We start from the raw sequence: 18,009 nt of genomic DNA, 5'->3' as shown, positions 1-18,009 counted from the left end.
CCGTCAGGAGCCCCACCTCATGAAGCCTTCCCTTCTCGTCGCGAGCCTCGCCCTCGTCGCCGGCCTCGCCAGCGGCTGCGGTGGTGACGGCGGAGAGTCCGCGCCGCCCGCCGCCACGGAGGAGGAGTTCTGCAGCGCGGTCGAGGACTTCGAGCAGTCCTTCACCGAGGTCGACCCCGAGGCCGAGACCTCCGAGCAGATCTCCGCGGTGAAGGACGCCGCCGAGAAGTTCGAGGAGACCGGCACCCCCGAGGACATGCCCGAGGACGCGCGCGAGGGCTACGAGATCGCGCTCTCCACGATCTCCGACATCGACGACGACGCCACCGCCGAGGACCTGCAGACCTTCGGTGAGGACGTCAGCGACGCCGACCAGGAGAAGGTCGACGCGTTCGGCGACTACCAGTCCGAGACCTGCGAGTGACTGCTCGCCCGCGCCGTGGCGCGTCGTACGCCGCTGCCGCCGTCCTGACGGTGCTGGTCACCGGCTGCAGCGGCGGCTCGGGCGGCTCCGGTGACTCCGGTGACTCCGGCGACGCGGCCGACCCGCCGTCGGTCGCGGAGTTCTGCGACCGGTTCGCCTCGCTCAGCGACGCCGCCAGCGGCGACGAGGACGACGTCGCAGCGGCGCGGGACTCCCTGGCCGAGCTCGTGGAGGCGGGTGCCCCCGCGGAGATGCCCGACGACGCCCGGTCGGGCCTCGAGGTGATGACCAGGGTCGTCGAGTCCCTGCCGGAGGACGCCTCGGCCGAGGACCTGGCGCAGGCCGACCCCGAGACCACGGCGGAGGAGGAGGAGCGGGTCGGCGACCTGTTCACGTGGGCCGGCAGCGAGTGCAGCGACGAGCTGGGCGTGCCCAGCGACCTGCCCAGCGTGGAGGTGCCGAGCGACCTGCCCAGCGTCGACGTCAGCATCGCGCCGCCGAGCGACGTGCCCAGCATCGACCTCCCCAGCCTGGACGTGCCGAGCATCGACATCGTCGAGCCGCCCGAGCGGTAGCGGTTCGAGCCCTGGGCGGGGACCACAGCGCCCGCCCAGGCTGCTCTCAGGCGCGCGTGGCAGGCTCGAACCCATGCGCTTCCCCACCTCGTCGTCCCCTCGCCGCACCGTTCGCGCCCCGCTGGCCCTGGCCGGTCTGGCACTGAGCGCCACCCTGCTGACGGCGTGCGGCTCCGACGACGCCGACTCCGCGGGGTCCGAGCCGTCGGAGTCGACGTCGTCGTCGACGTCGTCGTCGGCGACGCCCGAGGCGGGGTCGGAGTCGGGCTCGGCGTCGGCGGACCCGTCGGCGGACCCGTCGGCTGGCGCTGGCGGGGCGGAGGGGCTGTGCGTCGCGCTCGGCAGCGTGGAGGCGCTCGAGGACGGCGCCGACGTGGCGACGTTCGCCGAGGCGCTCGCTGAGGCCGAGGTGCCCGACGACGCGCCCGCCGCCGCCGCGAAGGGCTACGACGTCTACCTCGCCGAGCTGCAGGCCGTCGACCCCGACCTCACCGCCGACGAGCTCGCCGAGGTGGAGGACTTCGACCTCGACAAGGCCGAGAAGTCGCAGGTCACGGCCTTCGTGTCCTACGTCAGCACGGCCTGCGCCGGCACGGCGTCGTCCGCGCCCGCGGAGTGAGCCGAGCGGGTCAGAGGACCTGCGGCGGCTGACCGTCCTCGCTGACCATCGGCCGTCCGGCGGCCTGCCAGTCGAGCATGCCGCCGTCGAGGTTGACGACGTCGTGACCCTGCTGGGCGAGGTAGCCGACGGCCTGCGCCGAGCGCCCGCCGACCTTGCACACCACCAGCGTCTGGCCGTCGGGCACCTCGGCGAGACGCTGCGGCAGGTCCATCAGCGGGATGTGCGCCGCGCCCTCGATGTGGCCGCGCAGCCACTCCTCGGGCTCGCGAACGTCGAGCACGTGCAGACCCGCCGGGAGCGGGTCGGGGACGCCGTCGACGCCCACCGTCGGGATGCCGTTCATCGAGCCACCTCGTGCCTGTCGTGGGGGAGTGCCTGCACAGGCGCCAGCCTAGACGCGCGCTACGGTGCCGCGATGAGCGAGGGCACCGGCTGGTCCGAGGTCGCCGAGGCGTACGCCGACACCTTCGCCCCGCTGTGCGCGGGCGTGCACGACGCCGTGGTCGAGGCCGCCGCGCTCGGACGGGTCGCTGCTCCCCGGGTGCTCGACGTGGGCGCCGGCACCGGCGTGCTCGCGGCGCGACTGGTCGCCGCCGGCGCCCGGGTGACCGCGGTGGAGCCCGAGCCCGACATGCGCCGCCTCGCTGCGCAAGCGGCCCCGCAGGCCGAGCACGTCGCCGCGGCACTGCCCGCGCTGCCGCTGCCGGCGGCGGCGTACGACGCCGTGGTCGCCTGCTTCGTGGTCAACCACGTCGACGACCCGCGCGCGGCCGTCGCCGAGCTCGCCCGGGTGGCCGCGCCGGGGGCACCCGTGGTGGTGACGATCTGGCCGTCGGGGCAGAACGTGCAGTCGCGGCTGTGGGCCGGGGCGCTCGCGGCGGCCGGGGCGGTGGTGCCCGCGTCGGTGGGCCTGCCCCCCGAGCGCGACTTCGCCCGCACCCCCGACGGCCTCGCGGCACTGCTGCGCGGCGCCGGGCTGGTCGACGTGCGCACCGAGACCCTGGCCTGGACCCACGACGCCGAGCCCGACGCCCTGTGGCGCGGCGCCGCCGCCGGCATCGGCGGCATCGGGCGCACCGTCGTCGCGCAGGACGCCACCACCCTGGCCCGGCTCCGCGCCGAGCACGACCGCCGCGCGGCCGAGCTGGTGGTCGACGGTCGGCTGCGGCTCGACACCCGCGCCGTCCTCGGCGTCGGCACCGCCCCCTGACGCCGGTGGTGGGGCGCGGAGCCTCGCCGGTCGAGTGCCGTGGAGCGCCGGCGACGTGGCGTATGGAGACCCCGCGGGGTTTCGCTGGGGTGCGGGCAGGGTCGTGTGCCTGAGGGCGCGCTGGGCCGCGTCGTGGGGCACACGACCCCGGTGGTGAGCAGCACGGAGGCCCGCTGGACGAGGCGGGTCGAGACCGCTGAGGGTGACCGCCCGAGGGGGGAGGGTCGTGTGCCTGGGAACGCGCTAGGCCGCGTCATGGGGCACACGACCCCGGTGCAGGGTGCACGCGCCGCGCCGCGCCGCGCCGCGCCGCGCCGCGTCGCGTCGCGTCGCGCCTCGCGTAGGGCACGGCCCCGGCGGCGGACTACTTCAGCAGCTTGCTCAGCCGCCGGTCGGCCAGCGGCTTGCCGCCGGTCTGGCAGGTGGCGCAGTACTGCAGGCTGGAGTCGGCGAACGACACCTCCCGCACCGTGTCGCCGCAGACCGGGCAGGGCTGGCCGGCGCGGCCGTGCACGGCGAGGTGCGACTTCTTCTCGCCCTTCAGCTCGCTGGCCGCCAGCCCGCGCGAGCGCGCCACGGCGTCGCCGATGGTGGTGCGCAGCGCGGTGTAGAGCGTGGTGAGCTCGTCCTCGGTGAGGCTGTTGGCCGGCTTGTACGGCGACATCCGCGCGGCGTGCAGGATCTCGTCGGAGTAGGCGTTGCCGATGCCGGCGATCGTGCCCTGGTGGCGCAGCACGCCCTTGACCTGCTTGCGGCCCTCGCGCTGCAGGATCGCGTCGAGCACCTCGACGGTGAAGCCGTCCTCGAGCGGGTCGGGCCCGAGGGTCGCCAGGCCGGGCACGTCGAGGGGGTCGCGGACGACGTACATCGCCAGGCTCTTGCGGGTGCCGGCCTCGGTGACGTCCAGCCCGGAGCCGTCGTCGAGCACGATCCGCACCGCCAGCGTCGACTTCGTGCTCGGCTTCGGCGGGATCGTCGGCACCTCGTCGCGCCAGCGCACCCACCCGGCGCGGGCGAGGTGGAGCACGAGGTGGAGGCCGGAGGCGTCGATGTCGAGGTACTTGCCGTGCCGGGTGACGTCGTCGACCAGCGTGCCCTCCAGCGCCGACAGCGGCGGGTCGAAGGTCTTCAGGGCGCTGAACGCCGCGACGTGGACGGTGACGATGGCACGGCCGTCGAGCCGACCCCGGAGGTCCAGGGCCAGCGCCTCGACCTCGGGCAGCTCGGGCACGGCGCCAGTCTAGGGGCCGGTACGGCGTCCCCGGGGCGCCTGCGCCCGGGTAGGGCCCGTGGCAGACCCCGTGGCTGACCCCGTGACAGACGCCGCGTCGGCGCCCATGATGGAGCGATGACCCGCACCCGGCCGCTGCCACAGACGGGGTCGATCTTCCTCGACGCCCGCGGCGGCGACCGCGCCCTGCGCGTCACCTGGCACCCCGAGGTCGACGTGGTGGTCCTGTCGTTGTGGCGCGACGACGTGTGCGCCGGGTCGTTCCGGCTGCCCGTCGACGACGTGCCCGACATGATCGAGACGCTGCGCGCCGGCCTCGACCGCGCCTACACCGTGGCCGTGCGTCGCCGCGACGCCGCCGTACCGGCCTGAGCGCCCCACCGCCCGGCCCCCGCCGGCCCACCCGCGACCGACGGTCACCGGGCCGGGCCTTGTAGGTTGCCGCCATGGCGAAGAAGTCCCGCACGAAGGCCCGCGACACCACCCCCTCGGCCACGGCGGGCGAGGTCGGCCCGCGCCAGCCCTGCCCCTGCGGCTCCGGCAAGCGCTACAAGGCGTGCCACGGAGCCCCCGGCGGCCCGGCGCCGGCGTTCGTCAACCGGCCCTTCGAGGGCCTGCCGTCGGAGTGCGACGTGATCGCGCTGCGCGAGCTGGTGCCGGCCGGTACGGCGCCGCTCACCCTGCGCGACGACCTCGAGGTCGGCGCCGGGCGCGAGGTCACGCTGTGCTCGCTGCTGCCGATGGCGGCGCCGGCGATGGTGCGCGACTCGGGTGCGGTGTGGCTGGGCCTGCAGGTGCAGCACGGCTTCGGCGACCCCGCCCGCGACCTCGGCGCCGTGCTGACGGCCGCGCTGGAGCAGGCCGATCGCGGCGAGGCCGGCCTGGTCGGCATCACCGGCGACCCCGGTCCCGGACCCCGCCTGCAGGACCTGGTCACCGGCGACACCCTCGACGTCACCGTGCACGACGGCTTCGACTACTGGATCGCCGACGTCGAGGACACCGAGGGCATGGGTGCCGCCCTCGAGCAGGCCAACGCCGCCGCCAGCCCGACCGCGCGGCTCACCCAGGTCGAGGGCGCCTACTGGACCGACGTCGGCACCAAGGAGCACCTGCGCTGGGTGATGCCCGAGCCCGAGGACCAGCTGCTCGACGCCCTGGCCCGCCTGCACGCCGCCGGCAAGGACGTGATCGCCCCCGACGCCCGGCTGGTCGGCATGTTCCGCGCCCACGGCCTGCTCGCCCCGGTCTGGGACCTGCCGCTCGGCACCGGCCCCGAGGCCCTCGAGGACCCCGCGGCCCGGTTCGCCGCCGACCTCGCCACCGCCCTGGCCGACGACTCCCCGCTCACCCCCGACGAGCGCTCCGCGCGCAACGGCCTCGCCAACCGCCAGGTGACCCTGCGCTAGGGGCGGGGCCGCGGGTTTCACCAGCCGGCTGGTGAAACCCGCACCTGTCGGCCGTCGCACCGGCCGACAGGTGCGGCTCCGGGCCGACAGGTGAGCCGGGTACGCCGGGTACGCCGCCGCAGCGGCGACCGGGCGGGCTCACCGCCGGCGCACGACGTACGCCGTGAGCCGGCTGTAGCCCTTGACCGAGATCCGCCGCAGCCGCCGCAGCCGGTACGGCGACGCGCCGCCGTCGTCGTGGTCCTCGTGGGCGTGGTCGTCGAGCGCCGCGTCGGTGACCCGGCCGGTGAGCGCGTCGTGGGCGCCCTGGTCGAGCAGCACGGCGCCGGGGCGGGCCACCGACGTCAGCCGGGAGGCGATGTTGACGGTGGGGCCGAAGACGTCGCCGAGGCGGCTCACCACGTCGCCGGCGGCGACGCCGGCGCGCACGGCGGGGAAGTCGTCGTCGGGGTCGTCACCGCGGGCGGCCATCGCCAGCGCCACGTCGACCGCGGCGCGGACGTCGTCGGCCACGAACAGCACCTCGTCGCCGATGTTCTTGATGACGCGGCCGCCGGCCTGCACCACCAGATCGCTGCACGCCGCCTCGAAGCCCTCCAGCCAGGCGACCAGGGCGGCGTCGTCCAGCGCCTTCGACCGGGACGTGTAGCCGACGATGTCGACGAAGCACACCGCCAGCGACGTCGCGGGGCTGCCGGGCGAGGCGACGGCGAGCAGCCGGCCGGTGGCCGAGGCGAGGTGGCGGCGCCACACGTAGGACTGCAGGTGCTCCACCCGCTCCAGCGCCTCGGTGGCCAGCACCGCCAGCGTCTCGGCGGGGTCGCGGCCGGGAGCCGTGCCCGCCCCGTCGCCCGCCCCGTCGCCCGCCCCGTCGCCGGCCCCGTCGCCGACCCCGAGGGCCACGTCGGCCAGCAGCGCCGCCTGCCACTCCGCGAGCCGGGCGTAGGACCGGCCCCAGGTGCGTACCAGCGCCGACTGCCGCTCCGGGCTGAGGACGCCAAGGCGCACCAGGTCGGTGCTCCAGCGCAGCGCCTGCACGTCGGCGGGCGTGAACGCCACGTCGTCGTCGGCGGTGGTGGGGAAGCCGAGCAGCCGCCACAGCTCCTCGGCCAGCTCGAGGGGCACCTGCGCCTGCTCGGCCACCTCGCGGCGGGTCAGGCTGGGGCGCTCGCCGAGCAGGTACTCCTCCAGCGGCTCCAGGGCCGCGGCCACCGGTGCCGGCAGCTCGCCGGGCCCGTCGTCGCTCACGCGGCCGCGCGCCGGGTCAGGACTTGTCGCCGAACCGCTCGCGGGCCACGGCCTCGAGCGCGTCCTGGAACTTCGGCATCTCCACGCGCAGGCGGCCGATGGCCTCGTCGGTGAAGTGGATGAGCTCGAGCGGGGTCAGCGCCACGATGCTGGCGGTGCGCAGCGAGTGGTTGACCAGCGCCGCCTCGCCCATGATGTCGCCCTCGCCGAGCTGGGCGATCTCCTCGCCCTTGTGCCGCACCGAGACGGTGCCGCTGAGGATGACGTACGCCTTGTCGGCCGGGGTGCGCTCCCAGATCGGCGACCACCCCTCCGGCAGGTTGACCCGGGTGCCGTGGGCGCTGATCTTGGCGATCTGCGCCGGAGTGAAGGCGCTGAAGAACGAGTCGGCCATGAGGTGCCTTCCTGATGCGTACGTGTCGCGTGGTGCTCCCGCGCGGATCCTCCCCGAGTGTCGGGGCGCAGGCAAGGACCGTCGCCGCGTGCCCACGGGCCGGACCGGTTCGACCGTTGTAACGCGCAGTTGTCCGTTCTGCTGCCCCGTCACGACGGGGCAGCAGAGCTCCTGACTGCGCGTTACAGCGGGTCGGCGGTGCCTCAGCCGGCGGGCAGCGGGTCGCGGGTGACGGGACAGCTCATGCAGCGCGGACCGCCGCGACCGGAGCCGAGCTCGGAGCCGGCGATGCGGACGACCTCGATGCCGGCGTCCTCGAGGCGGGCGTTGGTCTCGTCGTTGCGCTCGTAGGCCACGGCGACCCGGGGGGCGAGGGCGAGGGTGTTGTTGCCGTCGTCCCACTGCTCGCGCTCGGCGGTGACGGGGTCGAGCCCGGTGTCGATCTGGTGGAGCTGGTCGATGCCCATCGCGGTGGCGGCGGCCTCCAGGAACGGGCGCGGCGCTGAGACGCGCAGCTCGAGGTCGGCGTCGTCGGCGTCCGCACCGGCCTCGGAGGCCAGCGTGACGGTGTAGGCCTGCAGGTCGTGGGCGACGTTGGGGTACATCACGATCTTGTCGACGTCGACGAGCGTGCAGATCGTGTCGAGGTGCATGGTGGCCCGCTCCTGGGCGATCGGCACCGCCAGCACGGTGTGGGCCAGCCCCGCGTGCAGGGCCTGGCGCGCCAGCGACTCGGCGCCGGCCGCGGTGGTGCGCTCGCCGACCCCGATGGCGATGACGCCGGGGGCCAGCAGCAGCACGTCGCCGCCCTCGACGTGCTCGGCGTGCCAGCCGTGGATGCGCGGCGAGCCGGCGAAGCGCGGGTGCTCGGCGTAGATCAGCTCGGTGAGCTGGGTCTCGCGGCGTCGCGCCGGCATCGCCAGCGACGTGATCGCCACCCGGTCGCGGATCCAGACGCTGGAGTCGCGGGTGAACAGCAGGTTGGGCAGCGGGTCGACCAGGAAGTCGTCGCTGGCCAGCAGCGAGGTGACCAGGCCGTGGCCGCCGCGCACCTCGTCGTTGCGGATGCCGGCGGTGAGGTGGCCGGCCAGCTCCGTCGGCGACGCGTCGCGCAGGGCGTGGGCCAGGTAGGTGCGCAGGGTGTCGCCGAGGTGGAGCCCGGACAGGCCGGTGGAGATGGCGTGGTCGCGCGCCGACTCGCTGGCGAGGGTCTCGGCGAGCAGCTCGGTGAGGTAGAGCACCTCCACGTCGCGCGCGCGCAGCGCCTCGGCGAACGCGTCGTGCTCCTCCTGGGCGCGGGACACCCACGGCAGCCCGTCGAAGAGCAGCCGGTCGTTGTTGCGCGGGGTGAGGCGCTTCAGCTCGTCGCCGGGGCGGTGCAGCATCACCGTGCGCAGCCGACCGACCTCGCTGTCGGCGTAGTGCGTGGGGTTCTCCGTGGCGCTCGAGGTCATGGCCTCACCCTAGAGAGGTGCGTCGGGCGGTGCGGCGGGCGCCACCGCGCGGAGCCGGACGGGCAGTGCCGCACGCCGGGCCCGGACGCCGGTGCGCGGGCCCCGTGGCTGCGTCGCAGCGGCCCACGGCGCGCGGGCACTGCCCGTCCGACTCCGGCTCCCAGCGCGTCGGGACGGCGACGCGGGGTCAGCCGAGCAGGCCGCGGGCCAGCGCGGCGGCCTCGGCGAGCACGTCGCGGGCGGGGCGGCCCAGCGCGCGGGCGGCCCGCTCGACGTCGTCCCACTCGGGCTGCGCGGTGACGACCCGGCCGTCGAGCGAGGACAGCTTCACCGACACCGTCTGCCCGCCGACCTCGACGGTCGTGGTGGCGCGCGGGAGGGCGTGCTTGGTGACGGCGTGCTCGCGCAGGCCGATGGCGGAGGTCTCACGCACCAGCACCGCCCGCACGGCGTCGACGCGCTCGGGCCGCGCCAGCACCGACAGCGTGTGGGCCGGGCGCCCCTTCTTCATCAGCACCGGCGCGAGCCACGCGTCGGCCGCGCCGGCGGCCAGCAGCGCGTCGAGCACCCCCGGCCACACCCGCGGGTCGAGGTCGTCGACGTTGGTCTCCAGCACCACCTCGGTGGTCGTCGCGGGAGCTGCCGGCGACGCGGAGGGCGCCGCGCCGACGAGCAGGCGCAGCACGTTGGCGTGGCCCGCGGGGTCGCGCCCGCCCGCGCCGACGCCGATCGCGGAGGTGGTCATCGCCGGCTGCGGGCCCCAGCCGGTGGCGAGCGCGGTGAGCAGCGCGGCGCCGGTGGGGGTGCACAGCTCGGCGGCGGGAGCGCCGGGCGGGCCGGCCCACGACGGCACGCCGAGCAGCAGCCGGGCGACCGCGGGCGGCGGCACCGGCAGCGCGCCGTGGGCGGCGCGAACCGTGCCGGAGCCGACAGCGACCGGGCTGACCACCACCTCCGGCGCGCCGAGGTGGGCGAAGCCCGCGCACACCCCCACCACGTCGGCGATCGCGTCGAGCGCGCCGACCTCGTGGAAGTGCACCTCGTCGGCAGGACGGCCGTGCACGGCGCCCTCCGCCTCGGCCAGCCGCGCGAAGACCGCCAGCGCCCGGCCGCGCACGGCCGGCGCCAGCGGGGCGGCCCCCAGCAGCGCGCGTACGTCGGTCCAGGTGCGGTGGGTGGCGCTGTCGCCCACCTCCACGTGGCAGCGCGTCGCGATCAGCCCGGCACGGTGCACCCGCTCGACCCGCAGCGCCACCGGCTCGGGCGCCACCACGTCGACGGCCTGCTGCAGCACGGCCAGCGGCACCCCGGAGTCGAGCAGCGCCCCGAGCAGCATGTCGCCCGAGGCGCCGGACGACGCGTCGACCCAGACCGTGGTGGCAGCCGCAGCGGACCCGGCAGCGGACCCGGAGTCGGACACGGAGGCGGAGGTCACGGGCGGGGCGCCGCGCGACGGGCGACCCGGGCCGCGAACACGCCGGCGCCGTACCCGTTGTCGATGTTGACCACGCTCACCCCGGGCGCGCAGGAGCTCAGCATGGCCAGCAGGGGGGTGACCCCGCCCAGCGAGGCGCCGTACCCGACCGAGGTGGGGCAGGCCACCAGCGGCACGCCCACGAGCCCGCCCACCACCGACGGCAGCGCGCCCTCCATGCCGGCGACGACCACGAGGCAGTCGGCGGCGTCGAGGCGGTCGCGCACGGCGAGCAGCCGGTGGAGCCCGGCCACGCCCACGTCGTCGATGCGGTCGACGCCGCCGCCGTGCACCCGCACGGTGAGCTCGGCCTCGGCGGCGACGGGTGCGTCGGAGGTGCCGGCGCTGACGATCGCGACGGTGCCGGACGGTGTGGGCAGCGGCCCCAGCGTGGCCGCGCGCGCCACGGCGTGCACGGTGGCCTCGGGCAGGTCGGCGGCCACCGCGGCGAGGGCCTCGGGCGCCAGCCGGGTGGCGAGCACGGCGCGGTCGGGGTGCTGGGCGTGCAGGGCGGCCAGGATGGCCACGACCTGCTCGGGGGTCTTGCCCTGGCCGAAGACGACCTCGGGGTCGCCGGTGCGTGCGGCGCGGTCGAGGTCGAGGCGGGCGAAGCCCAGGTCGGCGGTGCGGGCGTCGTCGGCGCCCCCGGGCGTGGTCATGAGCGGAACGCGTCGGCGGGGTAGACGCCGAGCACCTTCACGTCGGTGGTGAAGAACGCCAGCTCCTCGAGCGCGCGGGCCAGGCCGGGGTCGTCGGGGTGGCCGTCGACCTCGGCGAGGAACTGGGTGGCGGTGAACTGCCCGCCCACCATGTAGCTCTCCAGCTTGGTCATGTTGACGCCGTTCGTGGCGAAGCCGCCCAGCGCCTTGTAGAGCGCCGAGGGCAGGTTGCGCACGTTGAAGACGAAGCTGGTCACGATGCGCCCGGAGCCGGGGGAGGGCTCCACCAGGTCGCGCGAGAGCACCACGAAGCGGGTCGTGTTGTGGTCCTCGTCCTCCACGTCCTCGGCGAGCACCTCGAGGCCGTAGATCGTGGCGGCCAGCGGCGGGGAGATCGCGGCCTGCGTGGGGTCGGCGGCCTCGGCGACCTCCCGGGCCGCGCCGGCGGTGTCGCCGGAGATCACCGGCGTCAGCCCGTGCTCGCGGATGACCCGGCGGCACTGGCCCAGCGCGTGCACGTGGCTGTGCACCGTGCGGATCGAGGCCAGCGTCGCGCCGGGCGCCGCCATCAGGTGGAAGCGGATGCGCAGGAAGTGCTCGCCGACGATGTGCAGCCCCGAGTCGGGCAGGAAGTGGTGGATGTCGGCGACCCGCCCGGCCAGCGAGTTGTCGATCGGGATCATCGCCAGGTCGGCCTCGCCCTGCTCGACGGCGGCGAAGACGTCCTCGAACGACGCGCAGGCCAGCGCCTCCCACCCGGGGTACTGCTCCTGGCACACGATGTGGGAGTTGGCTCCCGGCTCGCCCTGGTAGGCGATGCGTCGCTGGTTCGGCACCCGCGCAGTTTAGGTTGAGCGACGTGAACGTCGTCGTCGTGCTCTCCCTGGTGGTCGCCCTCGCGGCGGTGGCCGTGGCCGTGGTGGCCCTGCGCCGCACGACGTCGGCCCCGGCGGGTGACGGCGAGGCCCTGCCCGCCGACGTCGAGGGACTGCGCCGGGAGGTCGCCGCGCTGCGCACCGAGGCCGCCGACGCCCTGCGCCACCTCTCGGTGGTGCGCTACGACGCCTTCGGTGACATGGGCGGGCACCTGTCGTGGTCGCTGGCGCTGCTCGACGACGGCGGCGACGGCGTCGTGCTCACCTCGATCCACGGACGCAGCGAGGCCCGCACCTACGCCAAGACCGTCACGGCGTGGCGCTGCGAGCAGCAGCTGTCGCCCGAGGAGGACGAGGCCGTCTCCTCCGCCCGTCCCGCGCGCCGCTGAGCGGTCCGGCAGGCCGACCGGCAGACAGACCGACAGGCGGCCCTCAGGGGGCGGTGACCACCACGCCCAGCAGCGCCACCAGGCGCGTCGTGCCGTCGGCGTCGAGCCCGAGGTGCTCGGCCGCCACGGCAGCGACCGTGCGGCCCGCGGACGTCGTCACGTCGGCGGCTCCCGGCAGCAGGTGCAGCAGCTGCGTACGCCGGTCGCCGGCGTCCCGGCGGCGCTCCAGCAGGCCGCGGGCCTCCAGGTCGTCGGCCAGCTGCACCGTCGTGGCCGCGCTGACGCCGAGGCTGCGCGCCAGCTCGGCCTGCGGCACCGGGCCGAGCGCGCGCAGGGCCAGCAGCGCCCCGAGGTGGCGCGGCTCCACCCCGAGCGGACCCAGCGCCGAGGCGAAGGCGGCGTGCATGCGGTGGTGGGTGCGCACGAGGAGGAAGCAGACGCTGCCGAGCAGGGGCGCCGGGGTCTCCTCGGCGAGGTCGGGGCCGGCGGTGCGGCGCAGCAGCGCACGCAGCTCGGCGCGCCCGTCGGCGTCGAGACCGGCGGTCACGGCGTCCTCGACGGCCTGCACGTGGTCCTGCCACGCGACGACGGCCACCGCGCCGGCGGGGGTGCGGGTCAGGGCGTAGGAACGGCGGTCGGCGGGGTTGCGCACCCGCTCGGCCAGGCCCTGGGCCGCCAGCGCGGCGCCCACCTTGACCATGGTGGTGCGGCTGACCGCCACGGCCCGGGCGAGGTCCTGCTGCGAGCGGGCCACGCCGCCGTCGAGGGCCAGCAGCGCGGCCCAGGTGTGCAGGTCGACGCCGGGTGGCAGCGTCTCGGCCACGGTGAGGGTGACCCGGGCGGCGGCGCGCCACAGCAGGTGACCGGGCAGCCCGGCGAGCGCGGGGAGCAGCGTGCGGCTGGCCTCGAGGCCGGTGGGGTCGTCGACCAGGCCCACCACCGCCACCTCCTCCACTCGGCCCGCTTGACCACCGGGCTCCGGGGAGTACCGTACACCGGGTAATCATTAAGTAGTTGATTGTTCGTCGCAACCACCTCCGGACCGGACCAGGAGCACCCATGAGCCACTCGTCGGCGGCGACCGCCCCCGCCTCCACCACCACCTCGCGGTGGTGGACCCTCGTCGCGGTCTGCACCGGCGTCTTCATGCTGCTGCTCGACATCACGATCGTGAACGTCGCGCTGCCCGACATCCAGCGCGAGCTCGACGCCTCGCTCTCCGACCTGCAGTGGGTGATCGACGCCTACGCCCTGAGCCTGGCCGCGCTGCTGCTCACCGCCGGGTCGCTGGCCGACCTGTTCGGCCGGCGGCTGGTGTTCGTCGTCGGCACGGTGCTGTTCACCGTCGGGTCGGTGGCCTGCGGCGCCGCCCAGGACGTCTTCCTGCTCACGCTGGCCCGCGCCTTCCAGGGCATCGGCGGCGCCGCGATGTTCGCCACCGCGCTGGCGCTGCTCGCCACGGCGTACACCGGTCGTGACCGGGGCGTCGCGTTCGGCGCGTTCGGCGCCACCACCGGTGTGGCCGTGGCCATCGGCCCGGTGCTGGGCGGGGTGCTCACCAGCGGCCTGTCGTGGCGCTGGATCTTCTTCGTCAACATCCCGATCTGCCTGGTGGCCCTGGCGGTGACGCTGCTGCGGGTGGAGGAGTCGCGCAACCCCGCGGCCGGGCGGCCCGACTGGTTCGGGTTCGTCACGTTCAGCCTGGCGCTGGCCGCGCTGGTCTACGGCCTCATCGAGGCCGGCCAGGACGGCTGGGGCGACGCCCGCATCATCGGCTTCCTGGTGGCCGCGGCGGTGCTGCTCGCCGTCTTCCTGGTGAGCCAGGTCGTGCAGCGCGCCCCGATGCTCGACCTCGGGCTGCTGCGCAAGCCCACGTTCGTGGGCGGGCTGGTCGCGGCGTTCGGCGTCTCGGCGTCGATCTTCTCGCTGCTGGCCTACCTCGTCATCTACGTGCAGAACGTGCTGGGCTACTCCGCCGTCGAGACCGGCGTGCGGTTCCTGTTCCTCTCCGGCGCCTCCTTCGTGGCCGCCGCGGTGGCCGGCCGGCTCACCGAGAAGGTGCCGACGAAGTGGCTGATCGGGCCCGGGTTCCTGGTGCTGGGCGTGGGGCTGCTGCTCGTGGGCGGCATCGAGGACGACTCGTCGTGGACCCACCTCATCCCGGGCCTGCTCGTCTCGGGCCTCGGCATCGGCCTGATCAACCCGCCGCTGGCCTCCACCGCCGTCGGCGTGGTCACCCCCGAGCGCTCGGGCATGGCCTCGGGCGTCAACTCGACCTTCCGCCAGGTCGGCATCGCCACCGGCATCGCCGCCCTCGGCTCGATCTTCAGCAACGAGATCGCCGACGCCGTCACCGGCGACCTCACCGGCGAGGTGCCCGACCAGGCCCTGCCCGGCCTGACCGCCGCGCTGTCCGGCGGGCAGGTGAGCGCCGCCGCCGAGAGCGCCCGGGCCGCCGCCGCGCAGGACGGCGGCGCGGCCGCCGGCCAGCGCGCCTTCGACCTGGTCAGCGGCGCCGGCACCTCCGCGGTCGTCGACGCCCTCAACCACATCACCGCCATCGGCGCCGGCATCGCCCTGGTCTCCGGCGTGCTGTGCCTGCTGCTCATCCGCCAGCGCGACTTCGTCGCCCACGGCGCCCCGCCGTCCGCCCCCGCCCCCTCGGCGGAGGTCGACGACCACGGCGGCACGCCGGGCGCCCCGGCCCACCGCACCGGGTCCCCGGACGCCGGGGACCGGTAGCGCGGGCCCCGCGTCGGTCGAGCAGGACGAGCCGGGTCAGGGCTCCAGGGTGTAGCCGAGGCCGGCGCTGGTGACGAGGTGGCGGGGCCGGGCGGGGTCGGCCTCGAGCTTGCGGCGCAGCTGGGCGGCGTACACGCGCAGGTAGTGGGTCTCGGTGAGGTACGTCGGGCCCCACACCTCGCGCAGCACCTGCTCGCGCGTCACGAGCCGGCCCAGGTTGCGGGTGAGCAGCTCGAGGAAGGCCCACTCGGTGGGCGTGAGCCGCACGTCGGCACCGTCGCGGGCGACCTTCTTGCGCGCCAGGTCGATGCGCAGGTCGCCGACCTGCACCACCGGCTCGGTGGGCGCCGGCTCGGCGCTGCGGCGCACGGCGGCGCGCAGCCGCGCCATCAGCTCGTTCATCGCGAACGGCTTGGTCACGTAGTCGTCGGCGCCGAGGTCGAGCGCCTCGATCTTGTCCTCGCCGTGCTGGCGCGCCGAGAGCACGACGATCGGCACGCTGGTCCAGCCGCGCAGGCCGGCGATGACCTCGGTGCCGTCCATGTCGGGCAGGCCGAGGTCGAGCAGGACGACGTCGGGGTGGGTGGTCGCGGCGGCGTCGAGGGCGCTGCGGCCGTCGGCGGCGCTGACCACGTCCCAGCCGTGGGTGCGCAGGTTGATCGCCAGCGCGCGGGCCAGCGCGGGCTCGTCGTCGACGACCAGCACGGTGCAGCGGCTCACCGGGCGCCCGCCTCGGTGGCCAGGTCCTCGGTCGCCGGGTCCTCGGTCGCCGGGTCGTCGGCGGGCGGGGCCGGGGCCGGAGCCGCGTCGTCGAGCGCGCGCGGCACCGAGAGCACCATGGTGAGCCCCCCGCCGGGGGTGACCTCCGCGGTGAGCGTGGCGCCCACCGCCTCGGCCAGCCCGCGGGCCACCGCGAGGCCGAGCCCGAGACCGCCGGGCCCGTCGTCGAGGCGCTGGAACGGCTCGAACATCCGCTCGCGCAGCGCCGCCGGTACGCCGGGGCCGCGGTCGACCACGAGGACGTCGATGCTCGCGGGCAGCACGTGCGCCATCACCCGCACCGTGCCGCCGCGCGCGGCCCGCACGGCGTTGGCCACCAGGTTGGCCACCACCCGCTCGAGCAGGCCCGCGTCGGTGAGCACCATCGGCACGGTCTCGTCGACCTCGAGGGACACCGCGGCGCCGGGCCCGGCCGCGCCGGCCACGGCGGGGGGCAGCACCTCCTCGAGGCTGCGCGCACGCAGCACCGGGTGGAGCAGGCCGGTCTGCGCCCGCGACAGGTCGAGCAGGTTGTCGATGAGCCGCTCGAGCTGGTCGGTGGAGGTGCCGACGGCCTCCACCAGCGACTGCCGGTCGGCGGCGGCGGTGCCGCCCGCGCGCAGGCCGTCGACGGCGGCGCGCATCGTGGCCAGCGGGGTGCGCAGGTCGTGCGACACCGCGCGCAGCAGGGCCGTGCTGGTGGCCTCGGCGCGCTCCAGCGTGGCGGCGCGGTCCTCGCGCTCGCGCAGCCGGCGGTACTCCAGCACCAGGCTGGTCTGCACCGCGAACGCCTCCAGCACCTTCTGGTCGGTGGCGCGCAGCGGCTCGCCTCGCAGGCACATCACGCGGTCGTCGTCGATCCTGACGCGGGTGTCGCCCTGGTCGGGGGCGCAGGCGTGCTCCGGGCCGGCGTGCGCGACGACCTCCCACCCGCGCGGCCCCTGGGCCAGCAGGGCCACCGACGTCTGCGCGAAGACCTCGCGCACCCGCTCGACGATGGCCTCGGCGGTGTCCTGCCCGGTCAGCACCGAGCGGGACAGCGAGCTCATCGTCGCCGCCTCCGTGCGGGCGCGCACGGCGTCGCCGGCGCGCCGGGAGGCGCGGTCGACGACCGTGGCGACCCCGGCCGCGACGGCGACGTAGACGAGCAGCGCCAGCAGGTTGGCGGGCTCGGCGACCGTGAGGTTCCCCCGCGGCGGGGTGAAGAAGTAGTTGAGGGTGAAGAAGCTGACCACCGCGGCGGCCAGCGCCGGCAGCAGGCCGCCGACCAGCGCCACGACGACGGTGCCGGCCAGCAGCAGCATCTCCGCCAGCGGCAGCTGGTCGGTCTCCTCGAAGGCCTGCAGCGCCGACGTCAGCAGCACCGGCATCACCACCGCCGCCACCCAGCCGGCGACCTGGCGCCGGCTGCTGAGGGGGGAGAGCACCGAGCGGCGGCGGGTGCCGCGGGCGACCTGGTCGTGGGTGACCAGGTGCACGTCGACCGACCCGGCCAGCGAGGCGATCCGGTCGCCGGTCGTCCCGGCCAGGAGCTGGCGGAACCGGCCGTGCCGCGAGACGCCGACCACCACCATCGTGGCGTTGGCGGCGGTGGCGAAGTCGACGACGGCGGCGGCGACGTCCTCGCCCACCACGGAGTGGAACGTGCCGCCGAGGGAGGCGACGAGCTGCTGGGCCCGGGAGATCCGGCGCTCGTCGGTGCCGCCCAGGCCGTCGGAGGCGATGACGTGCACCGCGAGCAGCTCGGAGCCGGCCGCGCGCTGCGCCAGGCGGGCGCCCCGGCGCAGCAGCGTCTCGCTCTCGGCGCCGCCGGTCACCGCCACGACGATGCGCTCCTTGGTCGGCCACGGGTGGGCGATGTCGTGGGCGCGGCGGTAGTCGCCCAGCGCGTCGTCCACCCGGTCGGCCAGCCACAGCAGCGCCAGCTCGCGCAGCGCGGTGAGGTTGCCGACGCGGAAGTAGGAGGTGAGCGAGGCGTCGATGTTCTCGGGGCGGTAGATGTTGCCGTGGGCCATCCGGCGCCGCAGCGCGTCGGGGGCCATGTCGACGAGCTGGATCTGGTCGGCGGTGCGGACCACGTCGTCGGGCACGGTCTCGCGCTGGCGCACCCCGGTGATCCGCTCGACCTCGTCGTTGAGCGACTCGAGGTGCTGGATGTTGACGGTGGTGACCACGTCGATGCCGGCGTCGCGGATGCGGTCGACGTCGTGGGCGCGCTTCTCGTGGCGGCTGCCCGGCACGTTGGTGTGGGCGAGCTCGTCAACGCACACCACGTCGGGGGCGCGGGCGATCACCGCGTCGGTGTCCATCTCGGTGAACACCGCGCCGCGGTGCTCCAGCTCGCGGCGCGGCACCACCTCGAGCCCGGCGAGCTGGGTGACGGTGTGCTGGCGCCCGTGGGTCTCGACGTACCCCACGACTACGTCGGTGCCGCGCTCGCAGCGCCGGCGGGCCTCGCCGAGCATGGCGTAGGTCTTGCCGACGCCGGGCGCGGCGCCCAGGTACACCGTCAGCCGGCCCCGCCGTGGTGCGTCCATGGTCCCG

The 18,009-nt window shown here is 75.7% G+C and carries 19 protein-coding genes; 8 read left to right on the top strand and 11 right to left on the bottom strand.

All coding sequences use genetic code 11. The features are described 5' to 3' along the window. Positions 1-19 precede the first annotated feature (19 nt). From AC4OR8_RS02710 to AC4OR8_RS02700, 3 genes are all read left to right on the top strand, one after another. Entirely contained in the window at positions 20-424 is a 405-nt protein-coding gene (locus tag AC4OR8_RS02710) for a hypothetical protein (RefSeq protein WP_492164032.1), read from the top strand. After that, positions 421-999: a hypothetical protein gene (locus AC4OR8_RS02705; RefSeq protein WP_492164031.1), complete on the top strand. Its 579-nt coding sequence runs from the start codon at positions 421-423 to the stop codon at positions 997-999. Before AC4OR8_RS02710 ends, AC4OR8_RS02705 begins: the two co-directional genes overlap by 4 nt. A gap of 73 nt (positions 1,000-1,072) precedes the next feature. Then, positions 1,073-1,618, top strand: coding sequence for a hypothetical protein (locus AC4OR8_RS02700; protein ID WP_492164030.1), 546 nt, complete (start codon positions 1,073-1,075; stop codon positions 1,616-1,618). A gap of 10 nt (positions 1,619-1,628) precedes the next feature. Here the strand turns inward: AC4OR8_RS02700 and AC4OR8_RS02695 are convergent, their stop codons facing one another. After that, the gene (locus tag AC4OR8_RS02695; protein ID WP_492164029.1) at positions 1,629-1,964 is read right to left on the bottom strand and encodes a rhodanese-like domain-containing protein; all 336 of its coding nucleotides are present in this window, start codon (positions 1,962-1,964) and stop codon (positions 1,629-1,631) included. Positions 1,965-2,036: 72 nt separating this feature from the next. Between AC4OR8_RS02695 and AC4OR8_RS02690 the strand changes: the two genes are divergently transcribed. Beyond that, on the top strand, positions 2,037-2,831 hold the full coding sequence (locus tag AC4OR8_RS02690) for a class I SAM-dependent methyltransferase (RefSeq protein ID WP_492164028.1): 795 nt from the start codon (positions 2,037-2,039) through the stop codon (positions 2,829-2,831). Between the two features lie 364 nt (positions 2,832-3,195). Here AC4OR8_RS02690 and AC4OR8_RS02685 read toward each other — a convergent pair whose 3' ends face one another. Further along, the gene (locus tag AC4OR8_RS02685; protein WP_492164027.1) at positions 3,196-4,062 is read right to left on the bottom strand and encodes an Fpg/Nei family DNA glycosylase; all 867 of its coding nucleotides are present in this window, start codon (positions 4,060-4,062) and stop codon (positions 3,196-3,198) included. Positions 4,063-4,179: 117 nt separating this feature from the next. On the opposite strand from AC4OR8_RS02685, the gene AC4OR8_RS02680 reads away from it, so the two are divergent. After that, entirely contained in the window at positions 4,180-4,434 is a 255-nt protein-coding gene (locus AC4OR8_RS02680; protein WP_492164026.1) for a hypothetical protein, read from the top strand. A gap of 74 nt (positions 4,435-4,508) precedes the next feature. Further along, complete coding sequence (locus tag AC4OR8_RS02675; RefSeq protein WP_492164025.1) at positions 4,509-5,471, top strand: DUF5926 family protein; 963 nt, start codon at positions 4,509-4,511, stop codon at positions 5,469-5,471. Between the two features lie 138 nt (positions 5,472-5,609). On the opposite strand, the gene AC4OR8_RS02670 is transcribed toward AC4OR8_RS02675, so the two are convergent. The 6 genes from AC4OR8_RS02670 to AC4OR8_RS02645 all read right to left on the bottom strand — a co-directional run bounded on the left by AC4OR8_RS02670 (position 5,610) and on the right by AC4OR8_RS02645 (position 11,536). Further along, positions 5,610-6,719, bottom strand: a complete 1,110-nt coding sequence (locus AC4OR8_RS02670) for an adenylate/guanylate cyclase domain-containing protein (protein WP_492164024.1) — start codon at positions 6,717-6,719, stop codon at positions 5,610-5,612. A 16-nt stretch (positions 6,720-6,735) separates the two neighbouring features. Beyond that, positions 6,736-7,113 carry a Crp/Fnr family transcriptional regulator gene (locus tag AC4OR8_RS02665; protein ID WP_492164023.1) on the bottom strand — a complete coding sequence of 126 codons (378 nt, stop codon included), beginning with the start codon at positions 7,111-7,113 and terminating at the stop codon, positions 6,736-6,738. Between the two features lie 203 nt (positions 7,114-7,316). After that, positions 7,317-8,567 (bottom strand): arginine deiminase, encoded by a 1,251-nt coding sequence (locus AC4OR8_RS02660; protein WP_492164022.1) that lies wholly within the window; start codon positions 8,565-8,567, stop codon positions 7,317-7,319. Between the two features lie 187 nt (positions 8,568-8,754). Continuing rightward, on the bottom strand, positions 8,755-9,987 hold the full coding sequence (larC, locus tag AC4OR8_RS02655; RefSeq protein WP_492164021.1) for a nickel pincer cofactor biosynthesis protein LarC: 1,233 nt from the start codon (positions 9,985-9,987) through the stop codon (positions 8,755-8,757). 11 nt (positions 9,988-9,998) lie between these two features. Further along, positions 9,999-10,700, bottom strand: a complete 702-nt coding sequence (gene larB / locus AC4OR8_RS02650; RefSeq protein WP_492164020.1) for a nickel pincer cofactor biosynthesis protein LarB — start codon at positions 10,698-10,700, stop codon at positions 9,999-10,001. Beyond that, a complete protein-coding gene (locus tag AC4OR8_RS02645) occupies positions 10,697-11,536 on the bottom strand; it encodes a prephenate dehydratase (protein WP_492164019.1) in 840 nt (279 codons plus the stop codon). Before AC4OR8_RS02645 ends, larB begins: the two co-directional genes overlap by 4 nt. 23 nt (positions 11,537-11,559) lie before the next feature. Here AC4OR8_RS02645 and AC4OR8_RS02640 point away from each other — a divergent pair, with 23 nt between their 5' ends. Next, complete coding sequence (locus tag AC4OR8_RS02640) at positions 11,560-11,964, top strand: DUF4446 family protein (protein WP_492164018.1); 405 nt, start codon at positions 11,560-11,562, stop codon at positions 11,962-11,964. Between the two features lie 43 nt (positions 11,965-12,007). Here the strand turns inward: AC4OR8_RS02640 and AC4OR8_RS02635 are convergent, their stop codons facing one another. Further along, on the bottom strand, positions 12,008-12,904 hold the full coding sequence (locus tag AC4OR8_RS02635; protein ID WP_492164017.1) for a MarR family winged helix-turn-helix transcriptional regulator: 897 nt from the start codon (positions 12,902-12,904) through the stop codon (positions 12,008-12,010). Between the two features lie 119 nt (positions 12,905-13,023). Between AC4OR8_RS02635 and AC4OR8_RS02630 the strand changes: the two genes are divergently transcribed. After that, the gene (locus AC4OR8_RS02630; RefSeq protein WP_492164016.1) at positions 13,024-14,706 is read left to right on the top strand and encodes an MFS transporter; all 1,683 of its coding nucleotides are present in this window, start codon (positions 13,024-13,026) and stop codon (positions 14,704-14,706) included. A 36-nt stretch (positions 14,707-14,742) separates the two neighbouring features. Here the strand turns inward: AC4OR8_RS02630 and AC4OR8_RS02625 are convergent, their stop codons facing one another. Further along, the gene (locus tag AC4OR8_RS02625; protein WP_492164015.1) at positions 14,743-15,426 is read right to left on the bottom strand and encodes a response regulator; all 684 of its coding nucleotides are present in this window, start codon (positions 15,424-15,426) and stop codon (positions 14,743-14,745) included. After that, positions 15,423-18,002, bottom strand: coding sequence for a DUF4118 domain-containing protein (locus AC4OR8_RS02620; RefSeq protein WP_492164014.1), 2,580 nt, complete (start codon positions 18,000-18,002; stop codon positions 15,423-15,425). The genes AC4OR8_RS02625 and AC4OR8_RS02620 overlap by 4 nt, the downstream gene beginning before the upstream one ends. Between the last annotated feature and the right edge of the window lie 7 nt (positions 18,003-18,009).

It is taken from the genome of Nocardioides sp. FY1077 (assembly GCF_058681775.1).
The sequence above is the reverse complement of the archived record's forward strand: the minus strand, read 5'-3'. Positions and strand labels throughout refer to the sequence as shown.

What these genes read in the sequence shown, in the direction of transcription:
- AC4OR8_RS02660 (WP_492164022.1), bottom strand. Translation starts at nt 8,567, where the DNA reads ATGACCTCGAGCGCCACGGAGAACCCCACGCACTACGCCGACAGCGAG.
- AC4OR8_RS02695 (WP_492164029.1), bottom strand. Translation starts at nt 1,964, where the DNA reads ATGAACGGCATCCCGACGGTGGGCGTCGACGGCGTCCCCGACCCGCTC.
- AC4OR8_RS02680 (WP_492164026.1), top strand. Translation starts at nt 4,180, where the DNA reads ATGACCCGCACCCGGCCGCTGCCACAGACGGGGTCGATCTTCCTCGAC.
- AC4OR8_RS02665 (WP_492164023.1), bottom strand. Translation starts at nt 7,113, where the DNA reads ATGGCCGACTCGTTCTTCAGCGCCTTCACTCCGGCGCAGATCGCCAAG.
- AC4OR8_RS02620 (WP_492164014.1), bottom strand. Translation starts at nt 18,002, where the DNA reads ATGGACGCACCACGGCGGGGCCGGCTGACGGTGTACCTGGGCGCCGCG.
- AC4OR8_RS02700 (WP_492164030.1), top strand. Translation starts at nt 1,073, where the DNA reads ATGCGCTTCCCCACCTCGTCGTCCCCTCGCCGCACCGTTCGCGCCCCG.
- AC4OR8_RS02675 (WP_492164025.1), top strand. Translation starts at nt 4,509, where the DNA reads ATGGCGAAGAAGTCCCGCACGAAGGCCCGCGACACCACCCCCTCGGCC.
- AC4OR8_RS02630 (WP_492164016.1), top strand. Translation starts at nt 13,024, where the DNA reads ATGAGCCACTCGTCGGCGGCGACCGCCCCCGCCTCCACCACCACCTCG.
- larB (WP_492164020.1), bottom strand. Translation starts at nt 10,700, where the DNA reads ATGACCACGCCCGGGGGCGCCGACGACGCCCGCACCGCCGACCTGGGC.
- AC4OR8_RS02690 (WP_492164028.1), top strand. Translation starts at nt 2,037, where the DNA reads ATGAGCGAGGGCACCGGCTGGTCCGAGGTCGCCGAGGCGTACGCCGAC.
- AC4OR8_RS02710 (WP_492164032.1), top strand. Translation starts at nt 20, where the DNA reads ATGAAGCCTTCCCTTCTCGTCGCGAGCCTCGCCCTCGTCGCCGGCCTC.